Here is a 14,659-nt window from a genome sequence, read left to right on the forward strand (position 1 = left end):
GCGGTGGGGTAGGCATGTTACCGACGCGTAGGGACGAAATTAACCCCTTTCTCCGCAATGTCCCTAAAGAGGCATCGGTTCATGGCATGCGCGACACCGCGCATCAAGCAGGGTTGGCTGTCGAGCCCTCCGTGCTCAGGAGGACGACCGTCTCTCGGTGTTGGGGCGCGAGAGCGGAGCGACGACGCGGAGTGAGGGCCGCGCGGGCTCCGGCCAGGGAGGCGGCTCCGCAGGGGCCTGCGGAAACGCCAAGGGCGGCCAGGTCGCGGGCCGTGCGGGCGGTGGCGGCGTCGGTGACCGCCACCGCCGCGTCCAGGCCCGAGCGGAGGAACGGCCAGGCGAGGCTGGACGGTGTGGCGCAGTTGAGCCCCGCCATGGTGGTCGATCCGGTCTGGACGGTGACCGGACGGTCGTGGTGGAGGCTCGTCAACACGCAAGGCGCCGCATCAGGCTCCACGCAGAGCAGGGTGGGTGCGGATCGTCCGGCCCTGTAGTGGGTCACGGCCGCCTGGGCCAGCGAACCCACACCGGCTGGGACGGCGACAAGGCCGGCTGGGGCTGCGCCGGCCGCGGCGAGCTGTTCGTCGATTTCGGTGAAGAGTGTGGAGTAGCCGTCGACGATCCACTGCGGCACGCGCTCGTAGCCGGGCCAGGCGGTGTCCTGGACGAGCAGCGCCGAGGGGTCGGAGGCCGCGACGTCCGCCGCGAGCCGGACCGCCTCGTCGTAGGGTGCCGGCACCTCGGTGACGCCCGCGCCCTCCTCCTTGATCGCGGCCACGGCGGCCGGGTGGACGCCGTGCGGGACGAAGACGTCCGCGGCGAGCCCCAGCATGCGGGCCATGGCGGCGACCGCGCGGCCGTGGTTGCCGTCCGTCGCGGTGACGAGCCGCACCGGAGGCCCGGCTGCGCCGCCGTGGCGAGCGAGGTCGCGCGGCCGCGCGAGCGGGGCGCGGGGCGGCAGGCCGTGGTGCTCGCAGAGCGCCCGGTGCACCCCCCACGAGGCGCCGAGGATCTTGAACGCGGGCAGCCCGAGGCGGGACGACTCGTCCTTCACGAACAGCCGCCGGACACCGAGTTCGGCGGCCAGGGACGGCAGTTCCACGAGCGGCGTGGGGGCGTATCCGGGGAGCGTCCGGTGGAAGGACGCGACGTCGGCGGGGGCGGGCGGGCACGTCCACGCCCTGGCGGCCGGACGAGTGAACCAGGACAAACCGAGCGAGGCGGGAGCTGTGGCCATGGGTCACACGTTTCCGCAGGCCACTTCCATCGGTCCAGCGAATGTTTCTGAGCGATAATCATCAGCTGAACCGATGAATGGGAGGGGTCTCCGTGCTGGATCTCCACCGGCTCCGGCTGCTCCGCGAGCTGAAGCATCGCGGGACGCTCGCCGCCGTCGCCGAGGCCCTCTCCTACAGTCCGTCGTCGATCTCGCAGCAGCTGTCCGTCCTGGAGAAGGAGGCCGGCGTGCCGCTGCTGGAGCCGGTGGGGCGGCGCGTCCGGCTGACGGCGCAGGCGGAGATCCTCGTCGCGCACACCGAGGCCGTGCTGGAGCGCCTCGAACGCGCGGAGGCCGACCTCGCCGCGTCCCTGCGGGGCATCACCGGGGTGCTGCGCGTCGCCGCGTTCCAGACGGCCGCGCTCGCACTCGTTCCGGACGCGCTCAGCCTGCTCCGCGACGCCCATCCGCGGCTGCGCGTGGAGCTCACCCAGCGGGAGCCCGAAAGTGCCCTCCCCGGCCTGCTCGCGCGGGACTTCGACCTGGTCATCACCGAGGAGTACCCGGGCGACCCGAGCCCGCGCCCGGCGGGGATCGAGTACGCCGAACTCGGCGAGGACGAGATGACCCTGGCCATCCCCGCACCGGCCGATGGGGGGCCGGCGGATCTCGCGGGGGTGCCGTGGGTCATGGAGCCCGCCGGTACCGCGTCCCGGCGGTGGGCGACGAGGCTCTGCCGCGCGGCGGGGTTCGAGCCGGACGTGCGGTTCGAGTCCACCGACCTGCTGCTGCATCTCCGGCTGGCCGAGCGCGGTCATGCCGCCGCGCTGCTGCCGGGGCTCGTGTGGTCGGGACGGCCGCCGACGGTGCCGGTCGTGCGGCTTCCGGAGGAGGAGCGGGTGCGCCGCCTTTTCACCGCGTCCCGCCGCGGAGGCGGCTCGCACCCGGCCGTGCACGCCTTCCGGGACGCGCTCGCCGGCGGATTTGCAGAGCGGAACTAACCTGGAAAGTCACCGAGCACCGCGCCGGAACCCCGCCCCCCGCACCCTGACTCCACCCCAGTGGTCAGGGTCCGTCTCAGGGGGCCAGGACCACGGATCTCCCGGGGGATTACTCCACCCCGGTTGGGGGTTTTCCCCGATGGCGATTAATTCGCCCCGCGGGCAGAGTCATATTCAGCAGCAGGGGAACGAGGACCCCTCCGCAGGAAGAAGGCAAAGATGTCGAACACGCCGACCCTCACCTCGCTCACCACGTCCGACCTGGCCGAGATCCTGTTCTGCTGCGGGATCCAGGCCTCCGACCACCCCTCCGCCGAGCAGGTCCGGACGGCCATCGGCGACCGGTTCGGCGCGTGCGGCGGCGACCGCTCCGCCTGCGTCGCAGCCGTCGCCCAGGAGGCCGGTGACCACCCCGAGACCTACCTCCAGCGGATGCGCTGGGCGCTCACCACCGTGTCCGAGGCCTACCACCGCGACCTCGTCACCGCCGCCTGACGGCCCCACGACACCTGACAGTCCCCACGACAAGGGAGGAAGCCCGATGCGTTCACCGTTCACCGACCGGCGCGAGGACATCGTCCCGCGTTCGCTGCGCGACCTGCTCGCCACCGAGGCGTCCCAGGCCGTGAACGAAAGGCGCCGGCGTCGACAACGCAAGACCATGACCGTCCGGCGCGTCACTTAGCCGCCGCGCCGAGACACCCCGCGCGGTCCGCCGGTCGAGGGCGGACGTTCCGGGTCAGTGGCGCGTCCTGCTCTTCGTCTTGGACTTCTTCTTGGACTTGCTACCGGACTCCCACTCGTACCCCGGCGTGTTGTTCTCGCAGTACCGGTCGGCGACCTCCCGGTCGGTCGCGTCGTGCTCGCACCAGCGGCTCCCCCCACCGCAGGCCGTCAGCCCGAACGTGGCGACCAGGACGGTGAGCGCGAGGGCGACGGGACGTTTCTTCGGCATGTTCGGCCTTTCCGCGGCTGCGACTAAGACGACGACGTGTCTCCAGGACGATGACATGTCTCCGACGTGCGCGATCACTGACACGTTCCGCCAGCGGACGATACGGGGCGTGACCGTCTCCGGCCGCGAACTATGCTTGCGGCCGTGAGCGAAGAGCCGATGGACGATCAGGACGTCCACCCCGGCGGCGGTGGCCGCGAGTACCGCATCGGCGAACTCGCGAAGGCCGCCGGCGTCCCGGTGCGGACGCTGCGCTACTACCAGGAACGCAAGCTGCTGCCGCCACCGCGCCGCGAAGGACGCATCGGCCTCTACTCCGAGGACCATCTCGCGCGCCTCCGCATGATCGGGAACCTCCTCGAACGCGGCCACACCCTCGAAGGCATCCGCGAACTGCTGTCGGCGTGGGAGCAGGGCCGCGACATCGGCGCCGTCCTCGGCGTCGAGAAGGCCGTCACGACGCCGTGGTCGCAGGAAGTCCCGGTGACGATGACGCTGGACGATCTGGCAGCGCTGTTCCCTGGAGAGGTCGACCCGAAATCCCTGGAGAGGGCCGTCGCCCTAGGCCACATCGAAGTGGACGGCGACCGCGTCACCCACTGGAGCCGCCGCCAGCTGGAGGCGACGGTGACGCTCGTCCAGGCGGGGGTTCCACTGCAAGAGGTCCTCTCGGCCGGGCAGGAGCTCCAGCGCAGCATGGACGACCTGGCCGCCATGTTCATCCGGCTGATCGCCACGCACGTCGTCGGACGCATCGACGAGCAGGACCTCGGCGATCTCACCGACACCCTCGCGCGGCTGCGCCCCGGCGCCCAGGTCACCGTCGAGGCGGGCTTCGCCCGCGCCATGGACCGGCAGGTCCGCGCCGCGATCGATCAGCTCCTCGGCCGCCTCACCGCCCCCTGACCCGCCCGGACGGCCGTTCGGCGGAACGCGGCCGTCATGGTGTCGACGAACGTCTGATCGGCCGTAACATCGGGGAGATGGTCGACGACGAACGCTGGAAGGCGCGATTCCGGGCCGCCCGGATGAGCCTGCCCCGATGGGCGCGAGACGCCCCGAGCCACAGCATCTACCGGTCGAACGTCACCGGGACTTGGGAAATCTACACGTGGGACCGTGACACCGGCGCGCAACGTCAGGTGACCGAACGGCCCAACGGCACATGGATGGGCACCATCGACCCGTCCGGTGAATGGGTGTGGTGGTTCGCCGATACGGACGGCGACGAGTTCGGTGTGTGGAAACGCGTCCCGTTCGACGCGGAGGAAGGGGCGGAGAGCGTCGAGGCCGTCCCCGGACTGGAGCCGTCGTACCCGTCCGGGCTGTGCCTGGGCCGAACCGGACTTGCCGTCGTCGGGCGGACGACCGACGAGGGCAACACGATCTACCTGTGCCAGGCCGGCGCCTCACCCGAGGTGCTCTACCACCACGCGGAGGACGCGCACGTCGCCGCGCTCTCGCGGGGGGAGAGCCTCATCGCGATCGGGCACAGCGAGCACGGCGACAGCCGCCACATGGCCCTGCGCGTGGTCCGCCCGGACGGCGCCACGGTCCGCGACCTGTGGGACGGTCCCGGCAAGGGCGTGTACGGGGCCGGGTTCGCCCCGGTCGAGGGGGATTCGCGGCTCCTGGTCAACCACGAGCGGCGCGGCCGGGACGAGATGCTGATCTGGGACCCCGTCATCGGCACCGAACAGGAGATCGTCCTCGACCTGCCCGGTGAGATCGGCGCCGGCTGGTACCCGGACGGGACGGCGCTGCTGATCTCCCACTCGCACGAGGCGCGCGACGAGCTGTACCGCTACGACCTGTCCGACGAGACCCTCACGAAGATCGACACACCGCGCGGGGTGCTCGGCGGCGCGGACGTCCGGCCGGACGGGACCGTCGAGTTCTCCTGGTCGTCCGCCGCCGAACCCCCGGTGATCAGGTCGACGTCCGGTGCGGTCGTCCTCACGCCGCCGGGTCCGGCCGCGCCGCCGTCCGTCCCGGTCGAGGACGTGTGGGTCGACGGCCCCGGCGGCCGCATCCACGCGCTGGTCAGCAAGCCGGACGGCGACCGTCCCCACCCGACCGTGTTCGACGTCCACGGCGGGCCGACGGCGCAGGACGACGACTCGTTCGTCGCGCCCGTCGCCGCCTGGATCGACCATGGGTTCGCCGTCGTCCGCGTCAATTACCGGGGGTCGACGGGCTACGGGTCGCAGTGGCGCGACGCCATCGAGGGACGGGTCGGGCTCACCGAACTGGAGGACATCAAGGCCGTCCGCGACTGGGCGGTGTCCAGCGGGCTCGCCGACCCGGCGCGGCTCGTCCTGACGGGCGGGTCGTGGGGCGGTTTCCTTACCCTTCTCGGCGTCGGCACGCAGCCGGACGACTGGAGCGTCGGCGTCGCGGCCGTCCCCGTCGCCGACTACGTCGCCGCGTACGAGGACGAGATGGAGGGCCTGCAGGCGTTCGACCGGTCGCTGTTCGGCGGCTCCCCGGACGAGGTCCCGGACCGCTACCGCGAATCGTCACCGATCACGTACGTCTCGCAGGTCAGGGCGCCGGTGATGATCCTGGCCGGGGAGAACGACCCGCGCTGCCCCATCCGGCAGATCGACAACTACCTCGGGCGGCTCGGCGAGCTGGGCCATCCGCACGAGGTTTACCGGTACGACGCCGGGCACGGCTCCCTCGTCGTCGAGGAACGGATCACCCAGATGGCCGCCGAAATCGGCTTTGCACGGAAGCATCTCGGTATGTCGTGATCTACCCCGGGGGCGGGCGAGGGCCTCGCCCGCCCCCGGGTTTACAAGATCGAAGGTCGGGCATTCCTCCGACCGGCCGCCACTGAGCAATGAGCCGGTAAGGACCCGGCTCGCCCCCCGGCGCTCGACCGTCGTTGATCGGGGGGATCACATGACACGGCTTCAGCACGTCCATGCGCTCGTCCGGCAGGCCGCCGCCGGCCATCGAAAACCCGGGGTGCACGGCCCGGCGTTCCGCCTGACGGCCCTGGTGACCGGACTCGCCGTCGCCACCACGACGCTCACCGCCGCACCAGACCGGGCATCCGCCGCCCACCCGGCCACCGATCCGGCTGCCGGACCCGGGCCGCTCCCTCGTTCGGCCTCACCGCCGGCTCTTCTCCAGGGGACCGCACCACCGGACGTCCCACCCCAGAACGCCGCGTCTCCGGACGTCCCACCGCAGGGCGCCATGCTCCCGGGGACCGAGCCCACCGGTGCCGCACCCCAAGGCGCCACATCCGCGAACGCCGCGCCACAGCACGCGCCTTCCCAGGGCGTCGCGCCTGAGAAGGCCGCCGCCCCCTCGGGTGCCGTGCGTCCGGGCGTCCTGCCGCTGGACATTCCCGAGTCACAGCGCCTGGAGCAGCGGTTCGTCAAGGACATTCTGCGGGGAAACGGCATCCGCTGGACGTCGACCGGCGGCTGCTCCAACCGGAAGGTCACGACCTGCACATCGTTCGAGAACATCCGCTGGGGGACGATCAAAGGGCTGATCGGCTTCGCGGAGTCAAGCGGCTGCGAGATCACCGTCACCGGCGGCACCGAGCGCGGGCACGCGAGCGGCACCCACAGCCACTGGAACGGCTACAAGGCCGACATCGCACCGGGACGCTGCGTCGACCGGGCGATCAAGCGCTACCCGTCCGCCGGTGTCCGGGGCGACGGCGCCGAGCTCTACCGTTCACCGGGCGGTGCGCTGTTCGCCCGCGAGAAGGACCACTGGGACGTCACCTTCCGGTGAGCGCACAGGCGCCGCGTGGTCAGGCGCGGACCTCGCGGATGATGCCGACCAGCTCCCGGGTCACCGACTTGAAACCCGGCATGCGCGACATCGACACCATACGGTTGACCAGCGGGACCGTCCGTTCCACCAGCAGATACGTCTTGCGGCAGCCCGGCGAGCTGTCGTGCACCCAGTACAGGACGATGCCCATCGAGTAGATCCACAGCAGCTCGGGCAGCTCCGCCCGGAACTCCTTGTCGATCTTCAGGTCGGAGCCTTCCACGACCTCGCGGTAGATCGCGACCGCCGACTCGCGGGCCGGGCCCGACTCGGCGCTGAACGGGTTGAGCGGGCTCGTCGGCTCGGCGGCGAACTTGAAGAACTTCCCCGCGAACTCGTGGTACGGGACCATCGTGTCGACGCGGGCCATCAGCACGCCCAGCAGCCGCCGCGCGAACTCCGTCTCCGCGTCCAGGACGGCACGGCAGGCGGCGAGGTGCTCGTCCTGCAACTCGTCATAGTAGGCCTGGATCAGCTCTTCCTTGGAGCCGAAGTAGTAGTAGGCGTTGCCGACCGAGACGCCCGCCTCCTTGGCGATCGCCCGCATCGTCGTCGCCTCGTATCCGCGTTCCCTGAACAGCCGCAGCGCCGTCTCGACGATCAGGGACCGCGTCTGCTCGGACTTCACGGCCTTCGTCTCGGTCACGCCTGCCACCCTAAAGCCCGCCACGCCGTCGTGCTCATTCCGCGAAGGCCGCCGCGACCGGCGCCCGCTCCTCCGGCCGCGCGGCCTTCGCGCTGGTCAGCGGCCGGTGCCTCCGTAGACGACGGCCTCGACCTGCTCGGCGTCGAGGTCGAACGCGTGGTGCGCCGCGGCGACCGAGGTGTCGACGTCGTCCTGGGCGACCACGACGGAGATCCGGATCTCCGAAGTGGAGATCATCTCGATGTTGACCCCGGCGTCGGCGATCGCGCCGAACAGCTTGGCGGTGACACCGGGGTGCGAGCGCATCCCCGCGCCGATCAGCGAGACCTTGCCGATCCGGTCGTCGTAGCGGAGCGACTCGAACCCGATGCGGTCCTTCAGCTTGTTGAGGGCGGTCAGCGCCGTCTGCCCGTCGGTCGACGGGAGCGTGAACGAGATGTCGGTGCGTCCGGTGGACGCCGCCGACACGTTCTGCACGATCATGTCGATGTTGATCTCGGCATCGGACAGCACCGTGAAGATCGCGGCGGCCTCACCGACCTTGTCCGGAACGCCCACCACGGTGATCTTGGCTTCGCTCCGGTCGTGGGCGACGCCGGAGATGATCGCCTGCTCCATGTCGTGTCCTTCGATCTCGCTGCTGTCGACGACCCAGGTGCCTTCCTTCTGACTGAACGAGGACCGCACATGGATCGGGATGTTGTAGCGGCGCGCGTACTCCACGCAGCGCAGATGCAGGATTTTCGCACCGTTCGCCGCCATCTCCAGCATCTCCTCGTAGGAGATCTTCGGAATCTTATGGGCGGCGGGCACGATGCGCGGGTCGGCGGTGAAAACACCGTCGACGTCAGAGTAGATCTCGCAGACGTCGGCGCCGAGCGACGCCGCCAGCGCGACCGCGGTGGTGTCGGACCCGCCGCGGCCGAGCGTGGTGATGTCCTTGGTGCCCTGCGAGACCCCCTGGAAACCGGCCACGATGCAGATCGAGCCCTCGTCCAGCGCGGTCCGTATCCGCCCCGGCGTCACATCGATGATCTTCGCTTTGCCGTGCGAGCCGTCGGTGATCACACCGGCCTGGGAGCCGGTGAACGAGCGGGCCTCGTGGCCCAGGTTCGCGATGGCCATGGCCAGCAGGGCCATCGAGATCCGTTCGCCGGCGGTGAGCAGCATGTCGAGCTCACGGCCCGGCGGCAGGGGACTGACCTGCTTGGCCATATCGATGAGATCATCCGTCGTGTCACCCATGGCGGACACGACGACGACCACGTCGTTGCCCGCCTTCTTCGTCGCGACGATGCGCTGGGCGACCCGCTTGACGCCTTCGGCGTCGGCGACGGAGGAGCCACCGTACTTCTGCACGATTAGAGCCACGAGCGGGCGCTCCTCGGATCGGGGTCAGGCGTACCGAACGACGAGTGTACCGAGCCCGCCAAAATGGATCACAACCAGGTAACTCTCTGCCCGCGGAGCGGGGAGGCGGCCGCGCGGTCGCCTGGGCCCCCGTCCGCCGCGCCCGCCGTCCGACCGTCCGCGTGAGCTGTTCGAACGTGACGCACAATGTACCGTGGCATGGATTTCCACGGCTGCCGCACAATTACGCTGAACTCTGGGCTCCGAGGACGATGGGCGGCGCGGCATCCCGGAGGGACTTGCGCGCATGAGCCGAACGAAATCGCGACTACCTTTCGCGTCCAGAGTCTCCGAATGGCGGAGCGAACGCACTTCATGGGCGCTCTGCGAAGCGGTTCGCGCGAATGCCCGGGAATTGGACGCCGCGCTGGATGCCGGCGAGTTCACGAAGCCCCAATCCGCCGAACGCGCACACCTGCTGGCCCGCGCCCGGCAGGCGCTGGACCGGGCGCACAGCGTCATCGATTTCGATCAGCATTGGCGGGCCCCGACGGCGTCCCATGTGACCGCGGCGCAGATGCACGTCAATTCCGCGCGCACCATGTGGTTGAGAACGCTTCCGGCCGAGGACGTCGTGCCGCACCTGCCGGACCTGTTCGCGATCATCAAGCAGCACCTGCCGGCGGACGACACGCGCAGGGTCGCCGCCGAGAACCTCGCACGGAACATGCAGCAGGCGCAGCTGGCGAACCAGGACTTCACGCCGTCGCCCCAGTCTGTGGGGGCCGTGCTGGAGGCCGTCGACGCCGCGCGTGAGGCCTCGCTGAAGGAGAAACTGCGCGCCACGAACTTCGTGCGCATGGTCCGGTGGGTGACGGCGCTCCTGTTCTGTCTGGCGGTCGCCATCGCCGTGTTCAGTGCCATCTGGACATCCGCCGTGCCGCTGTGCTTCACGCTCGCGAACGGCTCCCAGCAGGAGTTCGGCATCGTCTGCCCCAGCAGGTCCGCTCCGCTGCCGCCCGGTGCGCAGGCCGAGCAGCAGGTCGGCCGGGTCGCCGCGCCGGCGGACTACGCCATCGTCGAGATCGCCGGCGTGACGGCGGCCAGCATCGCGGCGGCCACGGCCCTGCGGAAGGTCCGGGGGACGTCGACCGCCTTCGGGATCCCCGTTGCGCTCGCCCTCCTGAAACTCCCCACCGGGGCGCTCGTGGCCGTACTCGGGCTCCTGCTCCTGCGCGGCGCGTTCATCCCCGGACTGAGCGCCCTCGACACATCGGCCCAGATCATCGCCTGGGCGGTCATCTTCGGCTACTCGCAGGAGCTGTTCACGAAGTTCGTGGACAGGCAGGGCCAGGCGGTGCTGGAAGGCGTGCACGGAACCGCCGATCCGAGGGCGTCAGGTGAGATCGTCCGTCCGGAAGCGACGGCCACGGTGCCGTCGCCGTCGCCGAACGGCAGCGCACCAAAGGGTCGGTTCCGGCGGAACCGCACCAGGGGTTGAATGTCCAATTATATCTAGGTTCATCCGGAGTCCGCCGGAGAATGCAGCTACAGCGCTCTTTACTGAAATCTTCCTTGATTGACGTTGATACGCGAACTCACCGGACGGAGAGTGAGTTTTGTCGGAGAAACCGAGTACAGGAGAGTAACGATCATGACTGAGCATGAAACTCAGACGGCAAAGGCTCCGCCGTGGCCGGGCAGAAACATCACGCAGCCACCGCCCATGAAGGGCGATGACGTCCGCACCTGGCAGATGCAGATGCGCAAGCGGGGCTGGACGAGCATCGTGGTGGACAGCATCTACGGCCCGCACTCCGAGAAGGTCTGCCGCGCATTCCAGAAGGAGAAGAAGCTTCAGATCGACGGCATCGTCGGTCCGAAGACATGGAAGGCGACCTGGACGGCGCCGATCACGAAACCCGGCGGTTGATCGAGACCAGCGGAAGCGGGCGTGCCGGACTGCGCGGCACGCCCGCTGCTCACTGCGCGGCCCCGCCCGCTCACCGGGCCGACGGCACGGGCCGACGGCACGGGGCGCGGGCGAACCCCTAAGTGGTGATCTTGATGGGGTCGGGCACCGGTTCGGCGGTTCGCGTCGCACGGGCGCGGAGGCCGAACGCGGTGATCACAGCTGCGGCCAGGGCGGCCGCGAAGGGGACCGCAAGGGCGATCCGGAGGGCGTCGAGGCTCGCGCCCCGCGAGCCGTCGCCGCCCAGAGCCGCGACCTGGACGGCGGTCACGGCGGACAGGCCGAGCGCCGTGCCGAACTGGATCGCGGTGTAGAACAGGCCGCCGGCCAGGCCGTGTTCGCTCTCGTCGACGCCTTCCGTGGCGGCCATCGTCAGCGGGCCGTAGGCCAGGGCGAACGCCAGCCCCAGCAATCCCATGATCGGGAACATGGTCGTGTAGGCCCAGTCGAGGCCGACGGGCAGGAACAGCCCGTACGCCGCGGCCGCGAGGACGAGGCCGCCGAGCAGGACCCGGAGGTTCCCGAAGCGGTTCACCAGGCGCGGCGTCACGGTGGGCGCGAGGACGGTGTCGATGCCGAGGACGAGCATGGCCAGGCCGGTCTGCCAGGTCGTCCAGCCGCGGAGTTCCTGCAGATACAACGTCATCAGGAACTGGAAGCCCGCGAAGGCGCCGATGAACAGCAGCGCGCTCAGATCCGTCCGCACCAGTGCGGCCGAACGGAGGATTCCGAGGCGGACGAGCGGCTTCGCGGCCCTGTGCTCGACCGCGACGAACGCGGCGAGGAGCGCCAGGCCGCCGGCGAAGGCGCCCGCGGTCAGCGCGGCGCCGTCGCCGGGGCGTTCCAGCCGGACGACCCCGTACGCGAGCAGCAGCATCGCGCCGGTGACGCTGAACGCGCCCACCAGGTCGAAGCCGCCCGAGATGCCGCGGGGCCGGGCGGAGTCAGGATCCCTGACCAGGGGAACCGCCGCGGCCAGGATGACCGCCGCCAGGATGACCGGCGCGAAGAACACCCAGCGCCAGCCGAGCGAGGTGAGCAGCCCGCCGGCGACGAGACCGAGCGTGAAGCCGCCCGCGGCCGTGCCCGCGTAGACGCCGAGCGCCCTGGTGCGCGCGGGTCCGGCCGGGAACATGGCGGTGACGAGCGCGAGCCCCGCCGGGGCCATGAACGCCGACGCGACCCCGGTGACGAACCGGGCGGCCAGCAGCGTCCAGCCGCTCGTGGCGAACCCGCCGAGCCCGGAGAACAGCAGGAAGACCACCAGCCAGAAGAGGAACACGCGGCGGTGGCCGAGCAGGTCGGCGGTGCGTCCGCCCAGCAGCATGAACCCGCCGTAGCCGAGCACATAGGCGCTGATGACGCCGCTGAGCATCCCGGTCGACAGGCCGAGGTCCGCCCGGATCGACGGCAGCGCGACGTTGAGCATCGCGACGTCGATGCCCTCCAGGAAGACAGCGCCGCACAGCACGAGCAATTGCGCCCAGGCACGTCTGTCCATACGGGCAGCGGATGTGGACATGAGCCGACTCCTCTGGGAGGGGGGCCCGGTTACCTTCATGGATGCCGGTTCCCTCTTGTTACCGACAGCATCGTCAGTCACCATTGGGCATCATGGAAGACGGAACTTTCGCGTCCCCCGGTTACTGCGGGGATACCGCCGCCGACGAGGACGTCCTGCAGTGGCACACGCGCAACGACTGCGAGGTCCGGCAGATCCTGGAGCGCGTCGCGGACAAGTGGTCGCTGCTGATCATCGCGTTGCTGGACCAGCGTTCGCTGCGGTTCACCGAGCTGCGCCGCCGGATCGACGGCATCAGCCAGCGGATGCTCGCCAGAACCCTCCGGCATCTGGAGCGGGACGGGCTGGTCAGCCGGACGGTGCATCCGACCGTCCCGCCGCGCGTCGACTACGCGCTCACGCCCATGGGGGTGACCCTGCACGAGACGATCCGCTCGCTGGTCACCTGGACGGAAGAGCACCAGAACGCGATCGCCGCCGCCCGCGCCGCGTACGACACCCGCGTCCAGGCCGAGAAGGAGGCGGCGGAGCAGGAGGCGGCCGAACGCGACGCCGTCGCCCACGAGGTCCTCACCGCCATCCGCTGACCCCGCCCCTCCACGCGGACCACCGAATAGTGGGGCAAAGCGTCTATGTAACGGCAGGGGCCGGCGGGATGCCGTGGTTCATCCCGCCCGCCCGTGATCCGTTGCGTCCGTGCCCCGCCCCGGCCGGGGCGTGCGCCGCGGTGACCGAGCTGATGGGAGAGCTGATGGCCGAGTTGCCGCGGGTCCGCAGGGGGCCGCTGGAATCCTTGTACGCGGCGCTACGGCGGCGGGCGCCGCAGGTGGCCGCGACGCGTCCGGACGGCGACGGCGACGGCGATCCCCGGTTGCACGTCGCGTACCGGGGGCAGGAGGCGCACGTCGTGTGGGACGGCGACCTCGGGTCGTACGCGTGGGGCTCGGAGACCGGCGGGCAGATCGGCTCGGACGCCGAGAAGGCGGCCGAGGTGATCGCGTGGGCGCTGGGCGCGCCGGCCGGGCCCGGCGCGTCCGGCTAGGCGGGCGCCGCCTCGGCCTCTGGGGCGACGTCCAGGCGGGCGTTGGCGACGAAGGCGTGAAGGGCGCGCAGCGCGGCACCGGCGTGGTTGCCCCAGTGGTTGAAGTAGGAGTACTGCCACCACCAGAGGGCTTCCAGGGGGCGGTCCTGGTTGTAGTGGCGCAACCCGTGGACGAGGTCGCTGGCGACGTCGACCAGGTCGTCCGACAGGCGGTAGGACGTGGGCTCGGTGTCCTTGTACGGGTCGAACACCTCGACGTACTCGTCCAGGGCGACCAGCCGCTCGGACAGGCCCTGCCGGACGGCGTCGAGGTCGGGGTCGTCGCCGACCTCCGGCTCCCAGTTGTCCGGGAGGATCACGTCGGCGCTGGCGCCGAGCTGCGCACCGGCGAGGATGACCTGCGACACCTCAAGGAGAAGCAGCGGGATGGTGTGCGTACCGCCGTCACCGCGGGCGACGGCCTCCAGTCCGTTCAGGTAGTTGTCGACATGGCACGCCACGCGTTCGGCGAGGGCGTTCCAGTCCTGCGGGCTGTTGGTGTCAGACATCGAGCAGCCTCCGTCCTTCGAATGCGCGGCCCAGCGTCACCTCGTCGGCGTACTCGAGGTCGCCACCCACCGGCAGGCCGCTGGCCAGACGGGTGACGGTGAGGCCCATGGGCTTGACGAGCCGGGCGAGATACGTCGCCGTCGCCTCGCCTTCCAGGTTGGGGTCGGTGGCGAGGATCAGCTCCGTCACCGTCCCGTCCGCGAGGCGCTGCATCAGCTCGCGGATCCGCAGGTCGTCCGGGCCGACGCCCTCGATGGGGCTGATCGCGCCGCCGAGGACGTGGTAGCGGCCGCGGAACTCGCGGGTCTTCTCGATCGCGACGACGTCCTTGGACTCCTCGACGACGCAGATGACGCTCGGGTCGCGGCGCGCGTCACGGCAGATCCGGCACTCCTCCTCTTCCGCGACGTTCCCGCACGTCATGCAGAAGCGGACCTTGTCCTTGACCTCCTTGAGCGCCTTACCGAGACGCTCGACGTCGGCCGGGTCGGCGGCGAGGAGATGGAAGGCGATCCGCTGCGCGCTCTTGGGGCCGACGCCGGGCAGCCTGCCCAGCTCGTCGATGAGGTTCTGGACCACCCCTTCGTACAACGGACCCCTCCTTT

18 protein-coding genes are annotated in these 14,659 nt (G+C 70.4%); 10 read left to right on the forward strand and 8 right to left on the reverse strand.

Annotated features, from left to right (window positions below; genetic code table 11):
- Window positions 1-103 precede the first annotated feature (103 nt).
- A complete protein-coding gene (locus ACGFIS_RS20710) occupies window positions 104-1,237 on the reverse strand; it encodes a diaminopropionate ammonia-lyase (protein ID WP_392972165.1) in 1,134 nt (377 codons plus the stop codon).
- A 92-nt stretch (window positions 1,238-1,329) separates the two neighbouring features.
- On the opposite strand from ACGFIS_RS20710, the gene ACGFIS_RS20715 reads away from it, so the two are divergent.
- The 3 genes from ACGFIS_RS20715 to ACGFIS_RS20725 all read left to right on the forward strand — a co-directional run bounded on the left by ACGFIS_RS20715 (window position 1,330) and on the right by ACGFIS_RS20725 (window position 2,902).
- Window positions 1,330-2,217, forward strand: coding sequence for a LysR family transcriptional regulator (locus tag ACGFIS_RS20715; protein ID WP_392903957.1), 888 nt, complete (start codon window positions 1,330-1,332; stop codon window positions 2,215-2,217).
- A gap of 219 nt (window positions 2,218-2,436) precedes the next feature.
- Window positions 2,437-2,712: a hypothetical protein gene (locus ACGFIS_RS20720; RefSeq protein WP_392903955.1), complete on the forward strand. Its 276-nt coding sequence runs from the start codon at window positions 2,437-2,439 to the stop codon at window positions 2,710-2,712.
- 46 nt (window positions 2,713-2,758) lie between these two features.
- A complete protein-coding gene (locus tag ACGFIS_RS20725) occupies window positions 2,759-2,902 on the forward strand; it encodes a hypothetical protein (RefSeq protein ID WP_392903952.1) in 144 nt (47 codons plus the stop codon).
- A 54-nt stretch (window positions 2,903-2,956) separates the two neighbouring features.
- Here ACGFIS_RS20725 and ACGFIS_RS20730 read toward each other — a convergent pair whose 3' ends face one another.
- Entirely contained in the window at window positions 2,957-3,172 is a 216-nt protein-coding gene (locus ACGFIS_RS20730) for a hypothetical protein (RefSeq protein ID WP_392903950.1), read from the reverse strand.
- Between the two features lie 144 nt (window positions 3,173-3,316).
- Between ACGFIS_RS20730 and ACGFIS_RS20735 the strand changes: the two genes are divergently transcribed.
- From ACGFIS_RS20735 to ACGFIS_RS20745, 3 genes are all read left to right on the forward strand, one after another.
- A complete protein-coding gene (locus ACGFIS_RS20735) occupies window positions 3,317-4,078 on the forward strand; it encodes a MerR family transcriptional regulator (protein ID WP_392903948.1) in 762 nt (253 codons plus the stop codon).
- Between the two features lie 77 nt (window positions 4,079-4,155).
- The gene (locus tag ACGFIS_RS20740; protein ID WP_392903946.1) at window positions 4,156-5,928 is read left to right on the forward strand and encodes a prolyl oligopeptidase family serine peptidase; all 1,773 of its coding nucleotides are present in this window, start codon (window positions 4,156-4,158) and stop codon (window positions 5,926-5,928) included.
- Window positions 5,929-6,079: 151 nt separating this feature from the next.
- Window positions 6,080-6,931, forward strand: coding sequence for a hypothetical protein (locus tag ACGFIS_RS20745; protein ID WP_392903943.1), 852 nt, complete (start codon window positions 6,080-6,082; stop codon window positions 6,929-6,931).
- A gap of 19 nt (window positions 6,932-6,950) precedes the next feature.
- On the opposite strand, the gene ACGFIS_RS20750 is transcribed toward ACGFIS_RS20745, so the two are convergent.
- The 3 genes from ACGFIS_RS20750 to ACGFIS_RS20760 form a co-directional block, all read right to left on the reverse strand.
- Window positions 6,951-7,619, reverse strand: a complete 669-nt coding sequence (locus ACGFIS_RS20750; RefSeq protein ID WP_392903941.1) for a TetR/AcrR family transcriptional regulator — start codon at window positions 7,617-7,619, stop codon at window positions 6,951-6,953.
- A 96-nt stretch (window positions 7,620-7,715) separates the two neighbouring features.
- On the reverse strand, window positions 7,716-8,990 hold the full coding sequence (locus ACGFIS_RS20755; RefSeq protein ID WP_392903939.1) for an aspartate kinase: 1,275 nt from the start codon (window positions 8,988-8,990) through the stop codon (window positions 7,716-7,718).
- Between the two features lie 352 nt (window positions 8,991-9,342).
- Window positions 9,343-9,507, reverse strand: coding sequence for a hypothetical protein (locus ACGFIS_RS20760; protein ID WP_392972167.1), 165 nt, complete (start codon window positions 9,505-9,507; stop codon window positions 9,343-9,345).
- A gap of 69 nt (window positions 9,508-9,576) precedes the next feature.
- Between ACGFIS_RS20760 and ACGFIS_RS20765 the strand changes: the two genes are divergently transcribed.
- Together ACGFIS_RS20765 and ACGFIS_RS20770 are read left to right on the forward strand one after the other, a co-directional pair.
- Entirely contained in the window at window positions 9,577-10,470 is an 894-nt protein-coding gene (locus ACGFIS_RS20765) for a hypothetical protein (protein ID WP_392972169.1), read from the forward strand.
- 153 nt (window positions 10,471-10,623) lie between these two features.
- Window positions 10,624-10,902 (forward strand): peptidoglycan-binding protein, encoded by a 279-nt coding sequence (locus ACGFIS_RS20770; RefSeq protein ID WP_392903935.1) that lies wholly within the window; start codon window positions 10,624-10,626, stop codon window positions 10,900-10,902.
- Between the two features lie 118 nt (window positions 10,903-11,020).
- Here ACGFIS_RS20770 and ACGFIS_RS20775 read toward each other — a convergent pair whose 3' ends face one another.
- On the reverse strand, window positions 11,021-12,442 hold the full coding sequence (locus ACGFIS_RS20775) for an MFS transporter (RefSeq protein ID WP_392903933.1): 1,422 nt from the start codon (window positions 12,440-12,442) through the stop codon (window positions 11,021-11,023).
- Window positions 12,443-12,555: 113 nt separating this feature from the next.
- Here ACGFIS_RS20775 and ACGFIS_RS20780 point away from each other — a divergent pair, with 113 nt between their 5' ends.
- Window positions 12,556-13,050 (forward strand): winged helix-turn-helix transcriptional regulator, encoded by a 495-nt coding sequence (locus ACGFIS_RS20780; RefSeq protein WP_392903931.1) that lies wholly within the window; start codon window positions 12,556-12,558, stop codon window positions 13,048-13,050.
- A 140-nt stretch (window positions 13,051-13,190) separates the two neighbouring features.
- Complete coding sequence (locus tag ACGFIS_RS20785) at window positions 13,191-13,505, forward strand: hypothetical protein (RefSeq protein WP_392972171.1); 315 nt, start codon at window positions 13,191-13,193, stop codon at window positions 13,503-13,505.
- Here ACGFIS_RS20785 and ACGFIS_RS20790 read toward each other — a convergent pair.
- Together ACGFIS_RS20790 and recR are read right to left on the reverse strand one after the other, a co-directional pair.
- A complete protein-coding gene (locus ACGFIS_RS20790; RefSeq protein WP_392903926.1) occupies window positions 13,502-14,053 on the reverse strand; it encodes a DUF5063 domain-containing protein in 552 nt (183 codons plus the stop codon). The two genes, ACGFIS_RS20785 and ACGFIS_RS20790, sit on opposite strands and share 4 nt — an antisense overlap.
- Complete coding sequence (gene recR / locus ACGFIS_RS20795; protein ID WP_392903923.1) at window positions 14,046-14,645, reverse strand: recombination mediator RecR; 600 nt, start codon at window positions 14,643-14,645, stop codon at window positions 14,046-14,048. The genes ACGFIS_RS20790 and recR overlap by 8 nt, the downstream gene beginning before the upstream one ends.
- Between the last annotated feature and the right edge of the window lie 14 nt (window positions 14,646-14,659).

The sequence above is a fragment of the Spirillospora sp. NPDC048824 genome, from assembly GCF_043198455.1.
Classification (GTDB): Bacteria; Actinomycetota; Actinomycetes; order Streptosporangiales; family Streptosporangiaceae; genus Spirillospora.